The 20851-nt window shown below is 74.7% G+C and carries 17 protein-coding genes; 6 read left to right on the forward strand and 11 right to left on the reverse strand.

Annotated features, from left to right (window positions below):
* Nucleotides 1-56 precede the first annotated feature (56 nt).
* Genes R3E88_01995 through R3E88_02005 form a run of 3 tightly spaced genes read left to right on the forward strand, consistent with a single transcriptional unit; the run spans nucleotide 57 to nucleotide 3999 of the window.
* The gene (locus R3E88_01995) at nucleotides 57-905 is read left to right on the forward strand and encodes a class I SAM-dependent methyltransferase (protein MEZ4215220.1); all 849 of its coding nucleotides are present in this window, start codon (nucleotides 57-59) and stop codon (nucleotides 903-905) included.
* Nucleotides 902-1954 (forward strand): hypothetical protein, encoded by a 1053-nt coding sequence (locus R3E88_02000; GenBank protein ID MEZ4215221.1) that lies wholly within the window; start codon nucleotides 902-904, stop codon nucleotides 1952-1954. The genes R3E88_01995 and R3E88_02000 overlap by 4 nt, the downstream gene beginning before the upstream one ends.
* Complete coding sequence (locus R3E88_02005; protein MEZ4215222.1) at nucleotides 1852-3999, forward strand: radical SAM protein; 2148 nt, start codon at nucleotides 1852-1854, stop codon at nucleotides 3997-3999. The genes R3E88_02000 and R3E88_02005 overlap by 103 nt, the downstream gene beginning before the upstream one ends.
* On the opposite strand, the gene R3E88_02010 is transcribed toward R3E88_02005, so the two are convergent.
* The 4 genes from R3E88_02010 to R3E88_02025 form a co-directional block, all read right to left on the reverse strand.
* Complete coding sequence (locus tag R3E88_02010) at nucleotides 3996-4964, reverse strand: glycosyltransferase (protein MEZ4215223.1); 969 nt, start codon at nucleotides 4962-4964, stop codon at nucleotides 3996-3998. The genes R3E88_02005 and R3E88_02010 overlap by 4 nt on opposite strands.
* Complete coding sequence (locus R3E88_02015; protein MEZ4215224.1) at nucleotides 4961-6181, reverse strand: radical SAM protein; 1221 nt, start codon at nucleotides 6179-6181, stop codon at nucleotides 4961-4963. Before R3E88_02015 ends, R3E88_02010 begins: the two co-directional genes overlap by 4 nt.
* Before the next feature lie 90 nt (nucleotides 6182-6271).
* Nucleotides 6272-6817 (reverse strand): GDYXXLXY domain-containing protein, encoded by a 546-nt coding sequence (locus tag R3E88_02020; GenBank protein ID MEZ4215225.1) that lies wholly within the window; start codon nucleotides 6815-6817, stop codon nucleotides 6272-6274.
* Nucleotides 6814-8169 (reverse strand): DUF2157 domain-containing protein, encoded by a 1356-nt coding sequence (locus R3E88_02025; protein ID MEZ4215226.1) that lies wholly within the window; start codon nucleotides 8167-8169, stop codon nucleotides 6814-6816. The genes R3E88_02020 and R3E88_02025 overlap by 4 nt, the downstream gene beginning before the upstream one ends.
* Before the next feature lie 294 nt (nucleotides 8170-8463).
* Here R3E88_02025 and rpmB point away from each other — a divergent pair, with 294 nt between their 5' ends.
* The gene (gene rpmB / locus R3E88_02030; GenBank protein ID MEZ4215227.1) at nucleotides 8464-8781 is read left to right on the forward strand and encodes a 50S ribosomal protein L28; all 318 of its coding nucleotides are present in this window, start codon (nucleotides 8464-8466) and stop codon (nucleotides 8779-8781) included.
* A gap of 89 nt (nucleotides 8782-8870) precedes the next feature.
* On the opposite strand, the gene R3E88_02035 is transcribed toward rpmB, so the two are convergent.
* Together R3E88_02035 and rpsN are read right to left on the reverse strand one after the other, a co-directional pair.
* Nucleotides 8871-9119 (reverse strand): type B 50S ribosomal protein L31, encoded by a 249-nt coding sequence (locus tag R3E88_02035; GenBank protein MEZ4215228.1) that lies wholly within the window; start codon nucleotides 9117-9119, stop codon nucleotides 8871-8873.
* Nucleotides 9120-9123: 4 nt separating this feature from the next.
* Nucleotides 9124-9429 carry a 30S ribosomal protein S14 gene (gene rpsN, locus R3E88_02040; protein ID MEZ4215229.1) on the reverse strand — a complete coding sequence of 102 codons (306 nt, stop codon included), beginning with the start codon at nucleotides 9427-9429 and terminating at the stop codon, nucleotides 9124-9126.
* A gap of 301 nt (nucleotides 9430-9730) precedes the next feature.
* Here rpsN and valS point away from each other — a divergent pair, with 301 nt between their 5' ends.
* Entirely contained in the window at nucleotides 9731-12394 is a 2664-nt protein-coding gene (gene valS, locus R3E88_02045; protein ID MEZ4215230.1) for a valine--tRNA ligase, read from the forward strand.
* 85 nt (nucleotides 12395-12479) lie between these two features.
* On the opposite strand, the gene R3E88_02050 is transcribed toward valS, so the two are convergent.
* The gene (locus tag R3E88_02050; GenBank protein MEZ4215231.1) at nucleotides 12480-13307 is read right to left on the reverse strand and encodes an acyl-CoA thioesterase II; all 828 of its coding nucleotides are present in this window, start codon (nucleotides 13305-13307) and stop codon (nucleotides 12480-12482) included.
* A gap of 153 nt (nucleotides 13308-13460) precedes the next feature.
* On the opposite strand from R3E88_02050, the gene R3E88_02055 reads away from it, so the two are divergent.
* Nucleotides 13461-14117 carry a helix-turn-helix domain-containing protein gene (locus R3E88_02055; GenBank protein MEZ4215232.1) on the forward strand — a complete coding sequence of 219 codons (657 nt, stop codon included), beginning with the start codon at nucleotides 13461-13463 and terminating at the stop codon, nucleotides 14115-14117.
* 59 nt (nucleotides 14118-14176) lie between these two features.
* Here R3E88_02055 and R3E88_02060 read toward each other — a convergent pair whose 3' ends face one another.
* The 4 genes from R3E88_02060 to R3E88_02075 all read right to left on the reverse strand — a co-directional run bounded on the left by R3E88_02060 (nucleotide 14177) and on the right by R3E88_02075 (nucleotide 20637).
* Nucleotides 14177-16360: an STT3 domain-containing protein gene (locus R3E88_02060; GenBank protein ID MEZ4215233.1), complete on the reverse strand. Its 2184-nt coding sequence runs from the start codon at nucleotides 16358-16360 to the stop codon at nucleotides 14177-14179.
* Nucleotides 16357-17265 (reverse strand): lysophospholipid acyltransferase family protein, encoded by a 909-nt coding sequence (locus tag R3E88_02065; GenBank protein MEZ4215234.1) that lies wholly within the window; start codon nucleotides 17263-17265, stop codon nucleotides 16357-16359. Before R3E88_02065 ends, R3E88_02060 begins: the two co-directional genes overlap by 4 nt.
* Before the next feature lie 12 nt (nucleotides 17266-17277).
* Nucleotides 17278-17733, reverse strand: coding sequence for a MaoC family dehydratase (locus R3E88_02070; protein ID MEZ4215235.1), 456 nt, complete (start codon nucleotides 17731-17733; stop codon nucleotides 17278-17280).
* 150 nt (nucleotides 17734-17883) lie between these two features.
* Nucleotides 17884-20637 carry a tetratricopeptide repeat protein gene (locus R3E88_02075; protein MEZ4215236.1) on the reverse strand — a complete coding sequence of 918 codons (2754 nt, stop codon included), beginning with the start codon at nucleotides 20635-20637 and terminating at the stop codon, nucleotides 17884-17886.
* Nucleotides 20638-20851: the final 214 nt, after the last annotated feature.

Consider the following 20851-nt stretch of genomic DNA (forward strand, 5'->3'; position numbering starts at 1 on the left):
AGACTCAAGCCGGCAGCTTCCGCTCCCGATGGCGGCCCGCAGGAGGGATTCGCATCGTGCGGCACCTGCTCGCCTTCATGTCTCCGGGGCGTCCGTGCTTTCCCGAGGCGCTGAGCGCCGGGGACCCGGTCGAGCGCCATGTCTACATGCAGCTGACCGTCGAGCGCTTCGACGCGCTCGACCGTCCGCTGCGCGTCCTCGAAGTGGGGAGCTGGCTCGGCTTCTCGGCCCTGACCTGGGCCGAGGCGCTCGCCCGCCGCGCGCACGGGGGCAGCGTGCTCTGCGTCGACCCCTGGGCGCCCTATCACACGGACGAGGACGCGCGCACGCTCGACTTCCCGCTCCGCATGGATGCCGCGCTGCGCGCCGACATCCCCTACGAGGTCTTCCTCCACAACGTCCGCTGTGCGCCGCGCGGCGTCCCGATCGACCACCTGCGCGGCCGCAGCCGCGACGTGCTCCGCTACCTGCGCGACGGCTGGTTCGACGTCGTGTACGTCGACGGCTCGCACTACTACGAGGACGTGCTCGTCGACCTGCGCGAGGCGCTCCGCGTCACGCGCGCCGGCGGCATCGTCTGCGGCGACGACCTCGAGCGGCAGATCGGAGACGACGACGCCGCGCGCGGAATCGAGGGCGTGTCGCTCGACGAGGTCGTGCGCGACGACGGCACCGACACGAAGCTCCTGCCGCGCGAGCGCTGGTACCACCCGGGCGTCACGCGCGCCGTCGACGAGGTGCTCGGACGCGTCTCGGCCTGGGACGGCTACTGGGCGGTCGAGCGCACCGCGGAAGGCGTGCGCGACGTCGCGCTCGCGCCCGGGCGCGTCTTCGTGCCGCGTCACTTCGGCCCCGAGGCCACGCGCCGCCTGCGCGTTCCCGCCGCGAGCTGGAGCGTCGCGTGAAGGACGTCCTCGTCGTCGTCTGCACGCCGGACCTGCGCCGCGAGTCGGCGCGCCGCTGCATCGAGTCGGTGCGCGCGACGGACCTCGGGCGCGCCGAGCTGCTCGTCGTCGACAACGCGTTCGACCCGGCGTTCCACCACGCGGCGACGATGGAGCAGATCCGCGTGCTCGCGGGCGACCGCCCGGTCGTGTTCCTCGACGACGACGTCGAGATCGACACACCCGACTGGCTCGCGCGCCTGTTCGCGACGCGCGACGCGACCGACGCGCTCGTCGTCGGCTGCCGCCACCGCTCGCCGGGCGGCGAGCCGAACCACGTCGGCGCGCTCGTGTTCGAGGACGGCTCGACGGAGATCCTGTGCGAGCGCCCGGCCGCGGCGGGCCCGGGCCCCTTCGTGCCGGCCGTGAGCAGCGCGGTCGTGCTCCTGCCCGAGCCCTCGCGCGTCGCGTTCGATCTGCGGTTCGCGAAGTACCAGCACGATCTCGACCTCGGGATGCAGGCGTGGCGACAGGGCCGTCGCGTCGCGTGCTGCGACGAGCTCGAGGTCGTCCACGTGATGGGCGGCTACGCGATGTCGCGCCCCGAGGTCTTCAACCGCTTCTGGCCCGACGCATTCGCATTCCGCGACAAGTGGGCCGCGTTCGCGGCCGGCGGCCTCTACGAGCGGCCCGAGCTCGCGGGCTTCGCCGCGTCGGCGCGCGGCACGAACTGGCTCGTCCTGTACAACCACGCGTCGAGCGTGCAGCGCTCCGATCCGGACGCGGCGCGCCGCGCGTTCTGGCGCATCGCGCGCGAGTGCCCGACGCCCGAGCGCGCGGCCGGCGCCTACTTCCATCTCTACGAGATCGACGGAGATCCCGTCTGTCTCGAAGCCTGCCTCGAACGCGAGCCCGCGCACCGCAAGGCGCGCGAGCTCCTCGAACTCCACCGACGGGAGGACACCCAGTGCGCGACCTCAAGACCCTCAAGCTCACGGTCGGAATCGCCCCTCGGCGCGACCTCGAGCCCGCCGCCCTCGAGCGGCTGGGCACGCTCGCCTTCGACCTGAGCCAGGTCTTCCACGGCGCCACGTCCTGCGGCTGGAAGCGCGACGCGAGCCCCGTGCTCGCGCTGCGCGCGCTGCTGCGCGCGGCGGCCTTCGAGAGCTTCCGCACGCACTGGGACTGGTGGGTGCTGTCGACGGACGAGGAGACGATCTCGCTCCGCCGCATCGCCGCGCTCGTCGAGCGCGCGGACGCCGACGGCGTCGACGCGGTGGCGTCGGGCGGGGGCGCGGGAGGGCGCGGGTTCGACCTCGCGATCGTCCGCAGCCACTGCGTGCGCGCGTTGCTCGACGCGGGGCCGGCGGACGACGCGTTCGGCGCGCTCGACGAAGAGCGGCCCGACGCCGCCTTCCTCGCGCGGCTCGCGGGCCTGGGCTTCAAGGTCGATCGCGACGATGCGGCCTCGACGCTCGCCGATCCCGATCGCTCGCCGCTCCAGCCCGCGCGCCTTCCGCTCGACGTGCACTTCTTCCCCAGCATGCAGACGGGGACGCGCGACGTCGCATCGCTCTCGGAGATCGCGACGCCGCTGCGCGTCGCCGTGCGCGTGCTCCGCACGCTCGCGGGCGGCGGGCGCATCGCCGTCTACGGCGCGGGCCAGATCGCCGAGGAGATCGTCCCGCTGCTCGGCGACCGCGTCGCGTTCGCGCTCGATCGCAACACCGAGCTCCACAAGAAGCCGTTCCACGGCGTCGACGTGCTGGCGCCCGAGGCGGTGGTGGATCGCGTCGACGAGATCGAGGCCGTGCTGATCACGGCGCTGGGGCGCGAGCCCGAGGTGACGACGACGCTGCTCGACCTGCTCGGCGACCGCGCGCGCGACGTCCGCATCCTGTCGCTCGACGGCGCGCAGGCGGGCGCGCACGCGCCGGCCGACGAGGCGACGCGCGTGCGGTTCACGAGCGCCGAGGAGGCCGAGGCGATCGCCGAGGGCGACGCGTTCCAGCCCGCGCGGCTCGACCCGTCGATGGTCCCCGAGTCGCGTCCGGACACGACGACCGAGCGCACGATCACGAAGCGGGCGGTGCTCTACACGGGCTTCCCCTGCAACATCCGCTGCATCTTCTGTTACTACACGTACGTGATGGACGGCGCGAAGTGGAACCCGCTCGAGCAGTGCATCGCCGACGCGGACCTCTACCGCCACCACTACGGCAACGACGCGGTCGACATCACGGGCGGCGAGCCCACGGCGTACCCGCACATCGCCGCCCTCGTCGAGCACTGCGCGACGATCGGCCTGCGGCCGACGCTGATCACGAACATGCGCATGCTCGCGAAGCTCGAGCACGCGCAGAAGCTCAAGGACGCGGGCGCCTACGACTTCCTGTGCTCGGTGCACGCGCTCGGGCGGGCCTACGACTTCATCGCGCAGACGCGCAACGGCTGGGAGAAGCTGACGCGGGGGCTCACGAACATCAACCGGCTCGGCATGCCGTGGCGCACGAACTGCACTCTGACGCTGCGCAACATGCGGCAGCTGCGGAAGATCGCCGAGTTCGCGTTCCTGAACGGGAGCCGCGCGATCAACTTCATCAACTACAACCCGTTCTACGAGTGGCAGACCAAGATGGACATCGACTTCCAGGCCCGCCACACGGAGGTCGCCCCGCACCTGGTCGAGGCGCTCGACTACTGCGACGAGGTCGGGCTCGAGGCGAACGTCCGCTACTTCCCCCTCTGCATGATGAAGGGGCACGAGGACAAGGCCTACAACTACGGGCAGCTCTCGTACGACCACCACGAGTGGGACTACAACAGCTGGTACTCGGACCGCGTGAACAACCCGTCGGCGAAGTACCCGGCCTGGCTGCCGGGCCTCGAATGCGACGAGCACGCGCTCCACGAGTTCCAGGCGCGCCGCACGCGCGAGGACTCGTACGCCGCGTGCACGTCCTGCTCGACCTGCGCCGTCCGCAGCGTCTGCGACGGCTTCACGAAGCAGTACGCCGAGCGCTTCGGCACGGCCGAGGCGACGCCCTACGCGGGCGAGTCGGTCTCGGACATCACGCACTTCATCCGCGGCCAGCGCAAGGTCGTCGACCGCTAGACGACCGCGGGCTCCGGCAGCGAGAGCGCCTTGCGGATGCCCCGCACGAGCGCGTGGTGCACGAGCAGGCGATAGGCGTCGTGCAGGAGGGCGCGCGCGCCGCGGACGGCGAAGGCGTCCGCGGGCGCCTGCGCGACGGCGGGCTCGAGCGCGCGAACGACGTCCTCGGCGCCCGCGAGCGCCGCGCCGAGGACGCGGTCGGCCTGCTCGGCGTCGCGGATTCCGAGCGCGACCGCGAGCTCCTCGGACTCCGGATGGAGCTCGTGGAACATCGCGGCGTACGCGCCGTACTCGAACGAGCGCGCGCGGAACGTCTCGAACGCGATCGGGTGGTCGTGCCAGGCGAGCGCCTCCGGCACGTAGGCGATGCGGTGGCCCGTGCGCGCGAGGCGCCAGCCGAGCTCGAGATCCTCGTAGCGCGCCGCCGGGAAGCGCTCGTCGAAGGGCATCGCGAGCAGCAGGTCGCGCGGGCTCGACACGTTCGTCGTGTAGTAGAAGCGCCAGCCCGCGTCGCCGCGGTCGGCGATGCGCGCATAGGCGAACTGGCTGCCCCCGTTCTCCTGGTAGTGCATGAACGGCGTGACGGTGAGCGACGGGAGCCAGGTCGTGTGCCCGAGCACCGAGCCGTTGTGGACGGAGGCGTGCGCGCGCAGGTGCGCGGCGAGCAGGCCGGGCGCGGCGACGCAGTCGTCGCCGGTGAACAGCACGACGTCGCCCGACGCGGCGAGTACGCCCGCGTTGCGCGCGGCGGCCGGCCCGCGGTGGCGCTCGTGGACGACGCGCAGCGGGAACGGCCACGCCGCGTTGCGCTGGGCGTCGAGCCACTCGCGCGTGCCGTCGCGCGAGCCGTCGTCGACGACGACGACCTCCGCGCAGGCGGCGGCGTCCTGGCGGGCGAGGCTGTCGAGACACGCCGCGAGCTGCGCCTGCCGCTCGAAGGTCGGAACCACGACCGAGATCTTCACGCCGTCGCCTCCATCGCCGTCGCCGTCTCCGTCTCCGCGACCTCGTCGCGCGGCGCCGGCCAGCCGCTCCGCTGCAGCATCTCGAACGGACGCGGGTTCGCGTGGCGGAAGTGCGTGAGCTCGCGGACCGGCTCGCCCGCGTAGGGCACGAACTCGTCCCACCCGTGGCGCGCCGCGTAGTCGCGGTCGACGCCGTCGCAGATGCCGCGCAGCGCGCACGACGAGCACGGCGGCCCCTGCGCCATGTTGTATCCGGGCTTCGTCTCGACGTCGGTCGGGTGCGTCGCGAGATAGTCGTCGAGCTCGCGGTAGAAGAGGAAGGGCTTGCCGCCGTACGGCGTGCCCTCGATCGCGCCTCCGCGCGTCCCGTTGCGCCACTCGTACGGGTCGAGCTGCACCTGCTTGTAGCCGACGACGTTCTTCTCGAGCCCGGGCAGCGTGCAGTACGGCGCATAGCGGACGTTCACGCCCTTGCCGGCGTCCTCGAGGATGCGCACCGCCTCGGTGAGCGCAGGGGCGATGTCGGCGTAGCGTGCCTTGTGCTCGACGCCGTGCCCCGGTCCCTTGCGCCAGCCCCACTCGAGCTTCATCACGATGAAGTTGTGGAAGCGGACGTTGCGCTGCGCGAGGTAGCGCGCGATCTCGACGAGCTCGTGGACGTTGTACTCCTGGACGACGGTGTTCGACGTGTAGGTGAACCCGATGGCGTCCAGGTACTCCATCGTGTCCTTCACCTGGCGGAGCGAGGCCTTCGTCAGCTGCTTGAACACGCCCTCGCTCGCCGCGTGGAACGAGAAGAGGAAGTCGGTGAGGCCGGCGTCGAGCAGCGCGTCGACGAGCCGCGGGCGCCCGGATGCCTTGTGCCGCCGCATCGTGAACTGGCCGAGCGTGATCATGCGCGCGCGCACGTCGGCGACGCGCTCGACGTGCTCGACGAGCTCGAGGATCTGCGGGTGGAGGGTGGGCTCGCCGCCGGTCACGTCGCAGTGCGTGAGGCCCCAGCGGCGGAAGTCGTCCGCGAGCGCCGTGCACTCCGCGAGCGGCCGGAAGGGCAGCGTGCGCAGCGCGTGGAACTGGTCCTCGTGACCGTCGAAGTGGCTGTAGTAACAGAACACGCACGAGTGCGGGCAGCGGAGCCCGACGTCGAGCACGCCCGTCGGGCTGAGCTGGCCGACCTCGTGCGGGGAACGGCACGCCTGCTGCGGATGCGACGACATCGAAGGCCCTCCGTCGGGGCGCATCGGCGAACGTGCAGAATCCCTTGAACCGTTCCGCAGTGGCTGGAGAAACCCGCCGATCGCCGCGGCTCAGTGCGGCGAGGTCGCGCGGCGGAACGCGCTCTCGGGAACGACCGACTCGATCGCGAGGCGACCGCCCTCGAGGCGCGCCGTCACGATCGCGCGTTCGCCCGTGCGGCCGAGGGCCGCCTCGAGCGCGGGGGCCTCGTGCTCGTTCATGTAGTAGCGCTCGAGCGGGAGACGGACGGCGACGCGCTCGCCGCCCGGGTCGACGCCCGCGACCTCGACGTCGACGCTCGACGGAGCGGCGCGGTCGGCGGTCGGCGACGCGAGCGCCACGAGGTGCGCGAGGCCGTCGGGTCCTTCGGCGACGATCGCCCGCACGCGCCCGCCGACGCGCGCCTCCACCCCGGCCCGCGGCAGCCACTCGTCCTCGAAGCGCAGCGCGACGTAGCGACCGCGGAGCGGGTCGACGGGGTCGAGCGCCGCCGTCCGGAAGTGCAGACGCACGCCGCTCTCGAGCCGTCGCTCGGAGGTCGTCACGACCGAGAGCGCGAGGCCGAGCGTCCCCGCGCACGAGAGCGCCACGCACAGGAGCCGGAGCGAGCGCGTCATCGGGCGACCTCCTGCGCGACGCGCTGCGCGCGCGCCACGCGGCGGTTGAGCGCGAGGAACGCCGCGCCCGTCGCGATGAACGCGACGCCGCGCGCGACGAAGCTCAGGTCGTCGTCGACGAAGCGCGCGAACACGGCGAGGGCGGCGACCAGCATGCCCCCGTTCGCGCGCGCGAGGGCGCCCGCGCGCGCGCCGTCGAGCGTCGCCACGAGGCCGAGGCCGAGCGCGTAGAGGCTCGCGACGAGCGTCGCCGCGCGCGCATCGCCCGTCGCGGCACCGGCCGCGAACGCGACGGCCAGCGCGACCGGGAGTGCGAGCGCCGTCGCGCGCGTCGCGTCGATGCCCGTTCCGAGCGCGCGTCCGGCCGCTTCGGCGAAGAGCTCGCGCGCGACGACGACGGCGCAGCCCGCGCCGATCGCGAGCGCCGGGACGGCTGCCGCGTCGAGCGTCGTCCAGCCGCGCGCGAGTGCGCTCCACGCATCGTCGGCGCCGGAGAGTGCGAGGGCCGTCGCCGCGATCGCGAGCTTCCCGAACGCGCGGGCGGGAAGCGCGGCGAAGCTCGGCGCGCCGCTGCGGTCGACGCGCGAGCCGAAGCCGTAGAGCCCGCCGGCGAGGAGCACGGCTCCCGCGAGCAACGGCCCCTCGCGTCCGTCGAGCGACGCGGCCGCGCCGAACGCGACGACCGGGATGCCCGCCCACGCGACGACCGCGCTCCGCAGCGCGCGATCGCGCTTCGCGTGCAGCCGCCACGCGAACGGGACTCCGGGTGCGAGCAGCGCCCAGAAGGCCGGGTGCGCCGCGTCGCGGTCGAGCGTCGCGGCCAGGAAGGCGCCGCAGCCGAGCGCGTGGAGCGCGCTCGCCGCGCGCGCGTCGAGCGCGTACACGAGTGGGACGGCGAGCAGCGTCCAGGCGGCGAGCAGCGACGAGAGCTCGACCTGCAGCTGGTAGGTCTGCGCGACGAGCGCCGTCGACGCGCCGATCGACAGCACGGCGGCGATCGCCGTGCCCTCGCACCACGCCGCGGACCCGGCGCGGCGCGCGACCGCGAAGGCCGCCGCGCCGTGCGCGACGACGGCGATCGCGACTGCGAGGCCCGCGCGCGCGAGGCGCGGCAGCTCGCTCCAGTTGTGGGCGACGAGCAGGAGGGCGCCGAGCCCGACGAGCGCGCTGCCCGCGACGGCGAGCAGCGTGGTCGCGCGCGCGCCCGAGCGGCGAGCGGCCGCGTGCGCGAGCAGCCGCTCGGCCGTGCTCGCGTCGAGCAGCCCCGCATCGACGAAGTCGGCGAGCTCGCGGGCGAGCCGACGCAGACGCGGGCTCGCGGTCGGCGGGACGAGGCGGTGGCGGGGTTCCATCGAGGCCTCCGGGTTCGCGAGCGCGGACGAGCCGAATGGCAGCGGACGGGTCGGGTGCGCTCGGCGAGGCCCCGGGGAGCAAGTGCCGTGCCGCGGTCGCGACGCGCCCTCGTGCGCCGCCCCGCACACGCGGCGGGCGGCCGCGGGCAGGCAGTGTCCTGGATCGTGCGCTCGATGCACGCTCCCGTGCAGGAAGTGGCGGCCGGCCTCCGCCCCGGCCCGCGCGCCCGGCTCGGTTGACCGCGCCTTCGCCGGTTCGCTATCTACCCGCCTCCCCGTACCCGAGGTCCGCCCATGTCGCGCATGTGCCAGCTCACCGGCAAGAAGCCGCAGTCCGGCCACAACGTCTCGCACTCCAATCGCAAGACGAAGCGGCGCTTCCTGCCGAACCTCCAGCGGGTCACGCTCCCGTCGGAGGCGCTCGGTCGCACCGTCACGCTCAAGGTGTCGACGCGCGCGCTGCGCACCGTGGCGAAGAAGGGCGGGCTCGACCAGTTCCTGCTGCAGACGGACGACCGGAAGCTTCCCGAGGACGCGCTCAAGCTGAAGAGCCGCGTGAAGCGCTCGCTCGGCGGGCGTCGCAAGGCGGCGACGGCGGCCGTCGCAGGCTAGCCCCGACGGCGACGCGAGCCGGAACGAAGAGCGCCCGGAAGCCACTGGCTTCCGGGCGCTCTTCGTTCCGGGCCTCCGCGCGTCGCGGCCTACTTCTTCTTCGAGCCCCAGCGCTTGCGGAAGCGGTCGATCTTGCCGTCCGAGTCGAGCTCGCGCAGCTGGCCCGTCCAGAACGGATGGCTCACGGACGAGATCTCGAGCTTGATGACGGGCAGCGGCTCGCCGTCGATCTCGCGCGTCTCCTGCGACGTCATCGTCGAGCGGGAGACCCACTCGGAGCCGGTCGCCGAATCCACGAACAGGACCTTGTGATAGTCGGGATGGATGTCGGGCTTCATGGCGCTACCAGCTCGACTTCCGCACGCCGGGCAGCTGGCCGCGCAGGGCGAGCTCGCGCAGTGCGATGCGCGAGATGCCGAACTTCTTGTAGTAGGCGTGCGAGCGGCCGGAGACGTTGCAGCGACGGTTGAGGCGCGTCGGGCACGAGTTGCGCGGGAGCTTCGCGAACTGCGCCTGGATCTCGATCTTGTCGTCGACCGAGACCTCGGGGTCGTTCAGCCGCTTGCGCAGCTCGGCGCGCTTCGCGGCGTGCTTCGCGATCAGCTTGCGGCGCTTGTCGTCTCGATTGATCTGGCTCGTCTTGGCCATGCGGCGGCTCCGGTCCTGGGTTGGCGGACGCGGGACTGTAGAGAGCCGTCCCGAGCGCGGCAAGCGGCGCGCGACGACGGGCAGGTCGCGAGCGCCGCTCGGTCCCGCGGGGCCGCGCGCCGCGCCGGTCGCCGCGCGCGCCCGCTGGCCTATGTTCCGCCGCCTCCAGACTGGCAGGAACTGGTAGGAACGCAGGGACCCGACGCCGTACGGGCGGGCCCGGCCCCGCGCGCGGGCGGGGCGCTCCCGCTCGGCGCGCGCCGGACGCGCCCCGGCGCCACCCCGATCGAGAGCGACCACGATGAGCGAGCCCGTCCGCACGATCGACCCGCAGGCGATCGAGAAGCACTTCGACGCCGACGCCGCGCAGCGCCGCTGGCACGAGCACTGGCAACGGCTCGGCGTCTACGAATGGGATCCGACGCGATCGCGCGCCGAGACGTTCGTCGTCGACACGCCGCCGCCCACCGCGTCGGGGTCGCTCCACGTCGGGCACGTCTTCTCGTACACGCAGACCGACGTGATCGCGCGCCATCAGCGCATGCGCGGCAAGAACGTCTTCTACCCGATGGGCTGGGACGACAACGGGCTGCCGACCGAGCGGCGCGTCCAGAACTACTTCCACATCCGCTGCGACCCGCACACGCCCTACGAGCCCGGGCTGCGCGTCGAGCCCGCGACGGCCAAGGCGCGCAAGCAGCCCGCGCGGCTCGTCTCGCGGCAGAACTTCATCGAGATCTGCGCCGGGCTCACGGCCATCGACGAGCAGGCGTTCAAGGGCCTCTTCCAGTCGCTCGGCCTGTCGATCGACTGGAAGCTCGAGTACGCGACGATCGACGACCACTGCCGCTCCACCGCGCAGCGGTCGTTCCGCGACCTCTTCGACAAGGGCCACGTCTACACCACGCACGCGCCGACGATGTGGGACGTCGACTTCCAGACGGCCGTCGCACAGGCGGAGGTCGAGGACAAGCAGGAGGCGGGCGCCTATCACCGGATCGAGTTCGGCGTCGAGGGGAGCGACGAGGGCTTCGTGATCGCGACGACGCGGCCCGAGCTGCTGCCCGCGTGCGTCGGCGTGTGCGCACACCCCGACGACGAACGCTATGCGCACCTGTTCGGGCGCAACGCGGTGACGCCGCTCTTCTTCGCGCCGGTGCCCGTCTTCGCGAGCGAGCTCGCCGACCCCGAGAAGGGAACCGGCATCCTCATGGTCTGCACGTTCGGCGACGCGACGGACGTGCACTGGTGGCGCGAGCAGGGCCTCGCGCTCCGCCAGCTCGTGCAGCGGAACGGCCGGCTCGCCGAGGTCGAGTTCGGCACCGAGGCCTTCCCGAGCGCGCGGCCCGAGGCCGCGAACGCATGCTATGCGGGGCTCGCGGGCAAGGGCACGAAGCAGGCGCGCGCGGCGATCGTCGAGCTGCTTCGCGATGCGGCGGGCAGCGCCACCGGGCGCGGCGCGCCGCTCCAGGGCGAGCCCGAGCCGATGACGCACGCCGTCCGCTACTACGAGCGCGGCGAGCGCCCGCTCGAGTACGTGCCGACGCGGCAGTGGTTCTGCCGCCTGCTCGACAAGAAGGAGGCGCTGCTGCGCAAGGGCGAGGAGGTGCAGTGGCACCCGGCCTTCATGCGTCAGCGCTTCCGCGACTGGACCGAGGGGCTCACGATCGACTGGTGCCTGTCGCGCCAGCGCTACTTCGGCGTGCCGATCCCCGTCTGGTATCCGCTCGACGCGAACGGCGCTCCGGACTACGCGCACCCGATCTGCGCCGACGTCGACCAGCTCCCCGTCGACCCGATGATGCACACGCCGAAGGGGTTCGACGAGTCGCAGCGCGGCGAGCCCGGCGGCTTCGTCGGCGAGGCCGACATCTTCGACACCTGGTTCACGAGCTCGATGACGCCGCAGATCGGCTCGCACTGGCAGGTCGACCCCGCGCGCCACGCGAAGCTCTTCCCCGCCGACGTGCGCCCGCAGGCGCACGAGATCATCCGCACGTGGGCCTTCTACACGATCGCGAAGGCGATGCTGCACGAGGACGCGATCCCGTGGCGGCACATCCTGATCTCGGGCTGGATCCTCGACCCCGATCGCAAGAAGATGTCGAAGAGTCAGGGCAACGTCGTGACGCCGACCGAGCCGATCGAGAAGTACGGCGCCGACAGCGTCCGCTACTGGGCCGCGAGCGCGCGGCTCGGCGTCGACACCGCGCTCGACGAGCAGGTCTACAAGGTCGGCAAGCGGCTCGCGACGAAGCTCTACAACGCGGGCAAGTTCGTGCTCTCGCAGCCGGGCGACGTGCATCCCGTGTCGTGCGAGCTCGACCGCGCCTTCGTCGCGAAGCTCCGCGCCCTCGCCGCGCGCGCGACGCGCGCGTTCGACGACTTCAACTACGCACAGGCGCTCCAGGAGTCGGAGAGCTTCTTCTGGACGCACTTCACCGACACGTACCTCGAGCTCGCGAAGCCGCGCGCGCGCTGGTACGCCGACGGCGAGACGGCGGGCGAGCGCGGCGCGCAGAGCGGCTCGGCCGTCGCCGCGCTGCGGAGCGGCCTCTCGGTGATCCTGCGTCTGCTCGCGCCGCCGATGCCGTTCATCACCGAGGAGATCTGGTCCTGGACGTTCGCCGGTGAGACCGGGCACGCGAGCATCCACGCGGCGCCGTGGCCCTCCGAGGACGAGCTCGCCGACGTCGCGCCGCCCGACGACGAGCGGAGCTTCGACGTCGCCGTCGCGGCGCTCGCCGCGATCAACAAGGCGAAGGCCGACGCCGCGGTGTCGATGGGACGCGAGGCCGAGCGGCTCGCGCTCGCGGCGAACGGCGCGACGCACGCGGTGCTCGAGCGGGTGCGCGAGGACGTGCTCGCCGCGGGCCGCGTGCACGCCTGCGAGTGCGTGGTCGACGACGCGCTCGAGGACGGTGCGTTCGAGGTGCGCGGCGCGACCTTCGTCGAGCGCGACTGACGCGCGCGGCGCGAAGGGCCGCGCGCCGGGCCGCCCGATCGTCGCGCGTCGCGCGTCGCGCGCCGGGACGTCCGCGCGCCGCTGCCTAACGTCGCCGCGCCAGCCGCACGAGCCCTTCCTGCGCGACCGACGCGAAGCGCACGCCGTCGCGCGCGTACATCGCGCCGAAGGCCAGGCCGCGCGCGGCGTGGCTCACCGGGCTCTCGCTCACGTACAGGATCCAATCGTCGAAGCGCGGCGCGCGGTGCAGCCACATCGCGTGGTCGAGGCTCGTCACCATGATGTCGCGGCGCTCGTAGCCCATCGGGCCCACGGCCGCGCCCGCGAGCGTGCGATCGCTCGCGTAGACGGCGAGCGCCGCGTGCAGGCGCGCGTCCTCGGGCACGTCGCCGCGCGGGCGCATCCAGACGAAGCGCGTTCCGTCGGCCAGCTCCTCGGGCGGGAGCCGCACCTCGAAGGCCTCGACGTGCGCGGCCCAGAAGGGCGGCAGGTTCCAGCCCTTCCGCACCTCCTCCCAGAGCGGCAGGCCCTCGGGCCCCGGCACGTCGGGCATCGGCTCCTGGTGCTCGCCGCCCGGCTCGGGGCGCGTGAAGCTCGCCGCGAGGTTGAAGATCGCCTCGCCGCCCTGGTAGGCGACGACCCGGCGCGTCGAGTACGTGCGCCCGTCCCGGATGCGGTGCACGACGAAGCGGATCGGCTTGCCGTAGTCGCCGCCGCGCAGGAAGTACGCGTGCAGCGAGTGGAGCGCGCCCTCGTCGACGGTGCGCTGCGCGGCCATCGCCGACTGCGCCGCGACCATGCCGCCGAAGAGCCGGCCCGTGCCCTCGCCCGGGTCGCCGAGGAAGAGGTCGTCGTCGAGGGCCTCGAGCGACAGGCCGCGGAGGACGCGGGCGATGGGCGACTCGTCGGACACGGATCCCTCCTTGGCGGGCGCCCGTCTCTAGCGAACCCGGGCGGGGCGGTCGATCGCCGCCGCACCGTCGACGTTCGATCAGGTATCCATGAATTTGGGGTTTCTACAATTCGAGAGATCGACTACATGAGTCGGCACGGGGAGGGGAGGCGGATGGCCGGGCTTCGCGAGCGCAAGCGCGAGCGGCTGCGCGCCGACGTCGTGCGGGTGGCTGCCGAGCTCGCGGCCGCGCGGCCGTTCGGCGCGATCCGCGTCCGCGACCTCGCCCGCCGCCTCGAGATCAGCGAGGCCACCTTCTTCAACCACTTCCCGACCAAGGCCCACGTCCTCGACGCGTGGCTCGAGGACGAGCTCGCGAACGCGTTCGCTGGGGTCGTGGCCTCGACCGCGCCGGGCCGCGCGCCGCTCCGCGCCGCGGTGCGCGGGCTCGCCGAGCGCGCGCGCCGCGCGAGCGGGCTCGGCGCCGAGGCGTGGCGAGGCGCGCGCGCGCAGCGGGCGGCGGGCGCGGCGGCCGAGCGCAGCGCGCTCGCCTCGGCGCTCGCGCGCGCCGCCGAGCGCGGAGAGCTGCGACGCGACATCGATGCGCGCGAGCTCGCGCTCGTGCTGGCGGCCGCCGTCGCCTGCGCGATCGCGCACGCCCTCGCGGCATCGGACGATGCGGCGCGGGCCGCCGAGCCGGTCGGCGCGGCGACCGACGTCCCCGCGCGCGCGCTCGCCGCCGCCGACCTCGTGCTGGACGGTGCGAGCCGGCGCCACGAGCGCGTGCGGATCGGCGCCCTCGCATCCCCCGCCGCCCACGCGCGCGACTAGCACGCTCCGCGCTCGCGCCGCGCGAGCGGCGCCCGCGCCGTCCGCGCGCGTACCCGGCTCTACGGCTGCGCGTCGCGACGAGCGACCGCGAGCGGCGGCGCCTCGACGCGCCCGCCTTCGCGCACCGCGCGCGCGGCGACGACGACGCGCCCCTCGAGCGCTCCGGCGCGCAGCTGCCACGCCGCGCCCCCCGCATCGTCGCTCGCCTGTGCGACCGCGATCGCGAACCTCCCGCTCGCGTCCGCGCGCGCCCGCGCGACGACGCGCGTCGCTCCCGGCGTCGCGACGAGCGTCGCCTCGACGCTCTCGCCCGGCGGCGCGCTTCCCTCGATGGTCGCGCCGGCGACGCGCTCGAAGACCCGATAGGAAGCGACGCCGGCTCGGGCCGCCCGTGCGGGCGTCGCGAAGCGCAGCCGGTGGTGCGCGAGGCCGACGAGCGCGGGCTCGGCGAGCCGCCGCAGCATCGTCCGCGGACCGAGCCGTTCGCGGTCGTCGCTCGTCAGGCTCTCGACCACCACGAAGCGCGCGCGCAGACGGTCGAGCAGCCGCACGGCGCGCGGCTCGGCGGAGCGGAAGTACTCGCGGTGGAGCGCGAAGCCGCGCGGCCCGACGTCGTCGCCGAAGTTGCTCGCGACGACCGGGAGCGCGGCGGCGTAGAGCAGCGCGTGTCCGTGCTCCCACGGCGCGAGGACGCCGAACCCGGGCGCGTCGAGCGACGGCGGCGCGTCGGGCGCGATGCCGGCCTCGGCGCGCAGCCAGTCTGCCGCAGCGAGCAGGTTGCGCCGGCTCTGCTGCGGCGCGGGAAGCGGCGCCGCCGCATCGAAGGCCTCGCGCGCGGCGCGCGCGTGCGGTGCGAGCGCCGGCGCGGCGAGCGCGAGCAGCGCGGCGCCGACCGCAGCGCGCGCGCGGCCGCGGCCGAGCGCGGGAGCGAGCGCGTCGGCGGCGCGCACCGCCGCCCATCCCGCGAGCCACGCGACGGCGAGCGCGGCCTCGCCCGCGAAGCGCTTCTGCGCGACGGCCGCGAGCGCGGCGCCGACGGCGAACACGAGCACGACGGCGCGCGCCGGCGCGTCGCGCCGCGCGCGCGCGTCGCGCGCGTAGGCGGCGACGAGCGCCGGCAGCAGCAGTCCGAGCGCCGACAGTCGCGCGAGCGCCGGTGCGAGCGCGAGTGCGCCGCGCCGCTCGAAGAGCGGCTCGGACTCCGCGACGACGTGCTGGAAGTCCTCGGCGCGCGCGAGCCACTGCCACGCCTCGCCGCCCGCGCGCAGCAGCTCGGGGAACACCACGGCGCTCGCGCCCGCGACGGCGAGCGCGATGCCCGCGGCCGCCGCCGTGCGCGCCCCGCGCGCGCCCTCCGCCGTGCGCGCGAAGACGGCGCTCGCGAGCGCGGCGTGCGCGGCCGCCGCCGCGAACGCCCACGGCTGGAAGTGCGAGAGCACCGTCGCCGACCACGCGCTCCACGGCTCGGGCGGCGCGGCCGTGCAGAAGGGCGCCACGAGCGCGGCCGCGAGCGCGTGTCCGAGCGCGCGCCGGCGCAGCCAGCGCGCGCTCTCGACGGGCTGCGCGTCGCGCGGGCCGACGAGCCGGCCGGCGAGCAGGCCGAGCTCGACGAGCGCGACGTGCAGCAGCGCGCCCGGCCACGTGACGAGGGCGAGCGCCTCGAGGGCGGAGAGCGCGGCGACGTGTGCGAGCGAGTCGTCGAGCGCGACGCGCACGGCGGCGCCCAGCATCGCAGCCGCGAGCGCAGAGACGGCGACGTGGTGATCGACGAATCCCACCTGTGCGTACCACGTGAGGCCGCCGAGCACGCAGGCGAGCGCGCCCGCGACGAGCGCGGCGCGCGCGCCGTCGAGCGCGCGCACCGCGGCGTGGAGCGCGACGACGCCGAGCGCGCCGAGGACGGGCGGCACCCAGGCGGCCGCCGTCTCCGCGCCGCGCAACCCGGCGAGCGCCCACGCCGGCGCCGCGGCCGCAGCGACGAGCGCGTCGAACGCCGGCGGCCAGATCGCGCGCGACCCGTCCGGCCACGCGAGGAACGGGTCGACGTCGACGTGTGCGGGGAAGTGCGCGAGCGCGAACATCGCGCGCCGCACGTGATACCACGCATCGTTGCCCGCGAAGACGACGCGGTCGGCGTCGAAGACGTGGCGCCACGGGAGCGCGCGCACGGCGAGCGCAGCGAGGAAGAGCGCCGTCGCTGCGAGCGCGGAACCGGAGCGGGGAGGCTCCGGTCCGTCGGTCAACGGAACCAGCCGTCGCGCGCGTCGAGGCCCTGGCGGACGAGCGCGCGAATGCGGTCCTCGACGACGCGCACGTGCTCGCGCACGTGCGCGTCCTCGTCGTTGGGATCGCCGGCGAAGTGCAGCGGCTCGCCGAACGCGATGCGGAACTTGACGGGGAGCGGGATCACCGCGAGCGGCCCGAGCAGCGGGAACGTCAGCGTGATCGGGAGCGCGGGCGCGCCGATCGCGCGCCCGAGCGACTCGACGCGCGCGAGCCCGGGCGACTGCTCCTCGGAGCCCACGATGCCGACCGGGACGATGGGCGTGCCGGTCTGCAGGGCCATCCGCAGGAAGCCGAGCCCGAACTCCTTCAGCTCGTACGCCTCGGCGTAGGGCTTGATGAAGCCGCGCTGCCCTTCCGGGAAGACCATGACGGCCTCCTCGTGCTCGAGCAGCGCGATGCAGTTCTCGGGCGTGCCGACGACCGAGCCCATGCGCTGCATCAGCACGTTGAAGAACGGGACCGTCGGCAGGTAGTACTCGCCCATGCCGCGCGCGATGCGCGGCGGCTCGCGCTCGAGGAGGAGCGCCGTCGACAGCATCGCGGCGTCGTAGGCGAACGTGTTGCCCGCGTGGTTCGCGATCAGCAGCACGCGCCCGTCGGGCACGTTCTCGATGCCCGTCGTCTCGACGCGCAGCCAGTGGCGATAGAGGAGCGCGAGCGGCAGCGCGAGCCGCGTCGTCCAGCGCGGGTCGTAGCCGAACGGGTCGTAGCCGTACTCGTTGCACGCGACCGGGAGCCGCGCCGCGCGCTCGTCGAGCTCCGTCCACAGCTCCCACAGGCTCGTCGGCAGCCACCACGGCGGCGGCGTCGGCCGCCGCGCGGGCGGCTCGGTGCGGCGACGTCGAGGCTTCGCGGAGGCCACGCTGCGTCCTTGCTATTCGGGGTAGTAGCGGCTGATCGTGTCGACGACGCAGGCCGGGCGGCCGCCGCCCTCGACCTCGACCGTGACGCGGATCGTCGCCTGCACGGCGCCGTCCTTCGTGTCCTCGGCGGCCACGAGCTCGCCGACGCCGCGGATGCGCGACCCGACCGGGACGGGCGCCGGGAAGCGCAGTCGGTCGGCGCCGTAGTTCACGCCCATCTTGAACCCGCGCACCTCGGCGATCTCGGGAAGGAAGAGGTTCACGAGCGACATCGTCAGGTAGCCGTGCGCGATCGTCGTGCCGTACGGGCCGTCCTTCGCCTTCTCGGGGTCGACGTGGATCCACTGATGGTCGCCGGTCGCGTCGGCGAACGTGTCGATGCGCTCCTGCGTGATCTCGAGCCAGCCGCTCTCGCCGATGCGCTCGCCGACGTGGTCCTTCAGCTCGTGCGGGGTGTGGAAGATCATCGGGCTCCCGTCCTCGTGAGTCGCCGCGCGACGCGGTGGGGGTGGCTCGCGCCCGGCGCGCGGGCGGGACGCCGGCCGAGGTTCGCCCAGTCGCCGCGCTTCGTCATCCGAGCACGGGCTCGCGGCCTCCGGCGTCCCGGCTCGCCCCGCTCACGGCGCGTCCGGGGCGGGCGCGTCGACGAACGCCTCGCCGCGGCGGTAGCGCGCGAGGCGCGCGCGCACGGGCGCGAGCGCCTCGGTGCTCGCGCCGCCGCTCACGTACAGCTCGACGGCGAGCGCGGCGCTGCGCACCGCGCTCGCGAAGTCGCCGGCCGCCGCCTGCGCGGCCGCGAGCGTGTCGTACATGCCGGCGTCGATCTCGCCGGCGACGAACGAGGCGCGCGCGACGCGGAGCGCGCGCTCGGGGTCGCGGATGCGCGCGTCGGGCGAGGTCGCGAGCAGCCACACCAGGTTGTTCGCGGCCGCGACGCGGCCGGGGTCGAGCTCGTGGCAGCGCGCGAGCTGCTCGACGGCGCCCGGCGTGTCGCCGAGCACGAGCAGGGCCGTGCCGAGGCGCTCGCGCGCGACGGCGTCGCCCGGCGCGAGTGCGACGGCGCGCTCGAGCAGCGGCCGCGCCTCCGCATAACGTCCCTCGACGAGCAGGGCGAGCGCGAGGGACGACAGCGCCTCGCGCGAGCCGGGCTCTCGCTCGAGCCGCGCGCGCCAGTGCGCGACGGCGTCGCCCGGCGCGGCCGCGGCGTCGAGGTCGAGCACGCGGAAGAGGTCGACCGAGAGCGAGGCGCCGGCGGGCTCGAAGGCGTCGGGGCGCGCGCGCAGCGCGTCTCCGACGGGGAGCCTGCGTCGCGCGCCGATCCAGCGCACCCCGCGCTCGCGCAGCAACGCGACGTGCTGCGGCGCGAGCATGCGCGCGGTGAAGAAGTCGGTGACGCGATCGTAGAGCGCCGGGTCGGAGCCCCAGCGCCAGTACACCGTCTGCAGGCCCGGCGCGAGCGAGAGCGCGAGCGGGTGCACGGACGGGTCGAGCAGGACGGGCTCGCCCGGCGGCACGCGCTCGCGGATCCCGTCGACGAGCGCGCGCGCCGTCGCGGCGTCGAACGGCGCGGGGAGCATCGCGTCGAGCGTCGCGGGGAGGCGCGCGAGGTCCTGCGGGAGCGAGGTCGCGAGCGCGAGCGCGACGGCGAACGCGGCTCCCGCCGCCGGTGCGGCGAGGCGCCGCCCGCCGGCCTGCGCGCGCGCGAGCCCGACGATCACCGCGCCGGCGACGGCGAACGCGAGCGCCGTCGGGAGCAGCCACGTGAAGCGCCACAACAGGTAGGGCGTGACGATGCGACCGGCGAGCGGCGGCAGGCCCGGCACGTAGAGCATCGCGAGGATGGCGGCGGCGAGCGCGAACACGTAGCGCGCGTCGTCGCGCGTGCGCAGCGCGAGCCCGAGCGCGAGCGCGAGGGCGGCGCCCGCGCCGAGCAGCGGGTGGGCGAGCAGCATCGGGCTCGCCGTGAAGCGGTTCTCCTCGCGCGACGCGATCGACAGACTGTCGACGACGAGGTGCGCGCGCCGCTCGAAGCCCGCCTCGTCGGCGAGCGTCGTCGGCGCGCCCTCGTCCGCGCGCTGCGAGAGCGGCCAGAGCGCGAGCGGCGCGATCGCGAGCGCGATCGCGAAGGCCGCGAGCAGACGCCGCGCCGCGGGCTCGCGCGCACCCGCGGCGAGCGTCTTCGCGACCGCGCCTGCCGGCGCGGCGAGGGCCGTCGCCGCGGCGTAGGGGAGCGTCGCGATCGCGACGAAGGGGAGTCCGAGCGGGTGCGCGAGCACGGCGCCCACGCCGACGAGCGCGAGCGCGGCGAGCCAGCGGAGCTCGCGGCGGCGCATCCACTCGGCGCCGAGCGCGCCCGCCACCGGGACGAGCACGTAGGCGAGGAAGACCTTGTCCTGCGTGATGCGGAAGAAGAGCACGGTGCCCGGCCAGCGCAGCCCCGCCGAGCCGGGCTCGTGCACGTACGGGAGCGTCGCGAGCACGAGCCCGACGTGCGCGGCGAGCAGCGCGGCGCGCGTTCCGGCGCCGCACCGCAGCGCCGACGCGAGCGCCTGCGGCGCGGCCATCGCGAGCGGGATGCACGCGACGGGGAGCCAGCTCCAGAACACCGCGAGCGAGCTCCCGTCGCGCAGCACGAGCGACGTCACCATCGCCTGCCACGCGAGGAACGGGCTCGCGATCAGGCGCGCGTTCCACTCCTCGGGGTCGGGCGTGTGCGCGACGTAGGCGCGGCCCGGCTCGTGCACCATCCAGTCGATGTACGAGAGATAGGTCCACAGGTCGCCCGAGCGCATCGTCGGCTCGATCCAGACGACGAAGGCGAGGGCGAGGGCCGCGCCCGCGATCGCGACGGCGACATCGGTCGCGCGGTCGCCGCGCGTCGCCGCGCGCAGCCCGTCGAAGCCGCGCAGTGCGCCGCGCCGCCAGGCGACGGCGAGCGCCGCGACGGCGAGGAGGTCGAGTGCGGCGAGCGCGCGCGCACCGTCGCCGAGCGGCACGCCGGAGGCGCGCGCGATCCCGGCGGCGGGGAACGCGATGCCGCCGCCGAGCGCGGCGGCCGTCGCGAGCGCGGCGGCGACGCTGCGGAATGCGGGCGCGAGCCCGAGCGCGGCGAGCGCGGCGAGACCGGGTGCGAGCAGCAGCGCGAACGAGACGAGCAGCGTCGACGCGATGCCGCCGCGCAGCGGCGCGAGCAGCGCGACGAGCGCGAGCGCCGCCGCCGCGACGGCCGCCGCAGCGAGCGCGTCGCCGCCGCCGCGACCGCTCGCGCGGCTCCGCGCGTCGCCGCTTCCGCCGCGACCGCCGCGTCCGCTCGCGCGGCTCCGCGCGTCGTCGCTTCGCGCTGCGGCGCGCTCTCGTGCGTCGTTCGTCATCGCGCTCGCACGCTCCCGCGCCGCCCGGTGTCGCGCTCGGCTGCCGCTCCCGCGCCCGCCGCGCATCTGCAGCCGCGCATCCGCAGCCGCGCATCGGCCGCCGCGCATCTGCAGCCGCGCATCGGCCGCCGCGCGCCCAGCCGCGGACGCGCGCGCGCGCACGGCGCGTCCGCGGCTCGTTACAATGCACGACCCGCGCGAGCGGTGGAAGGGG

The sequence above is a fragment of the Myxococcota bacterium genome (assembly GCA_041389495.1).
Classification (GTDB): domain Bacteria; phylum Myxococcota_A; class UBA9160; order UBA9160; family UBA4427; genus JAWKRT01.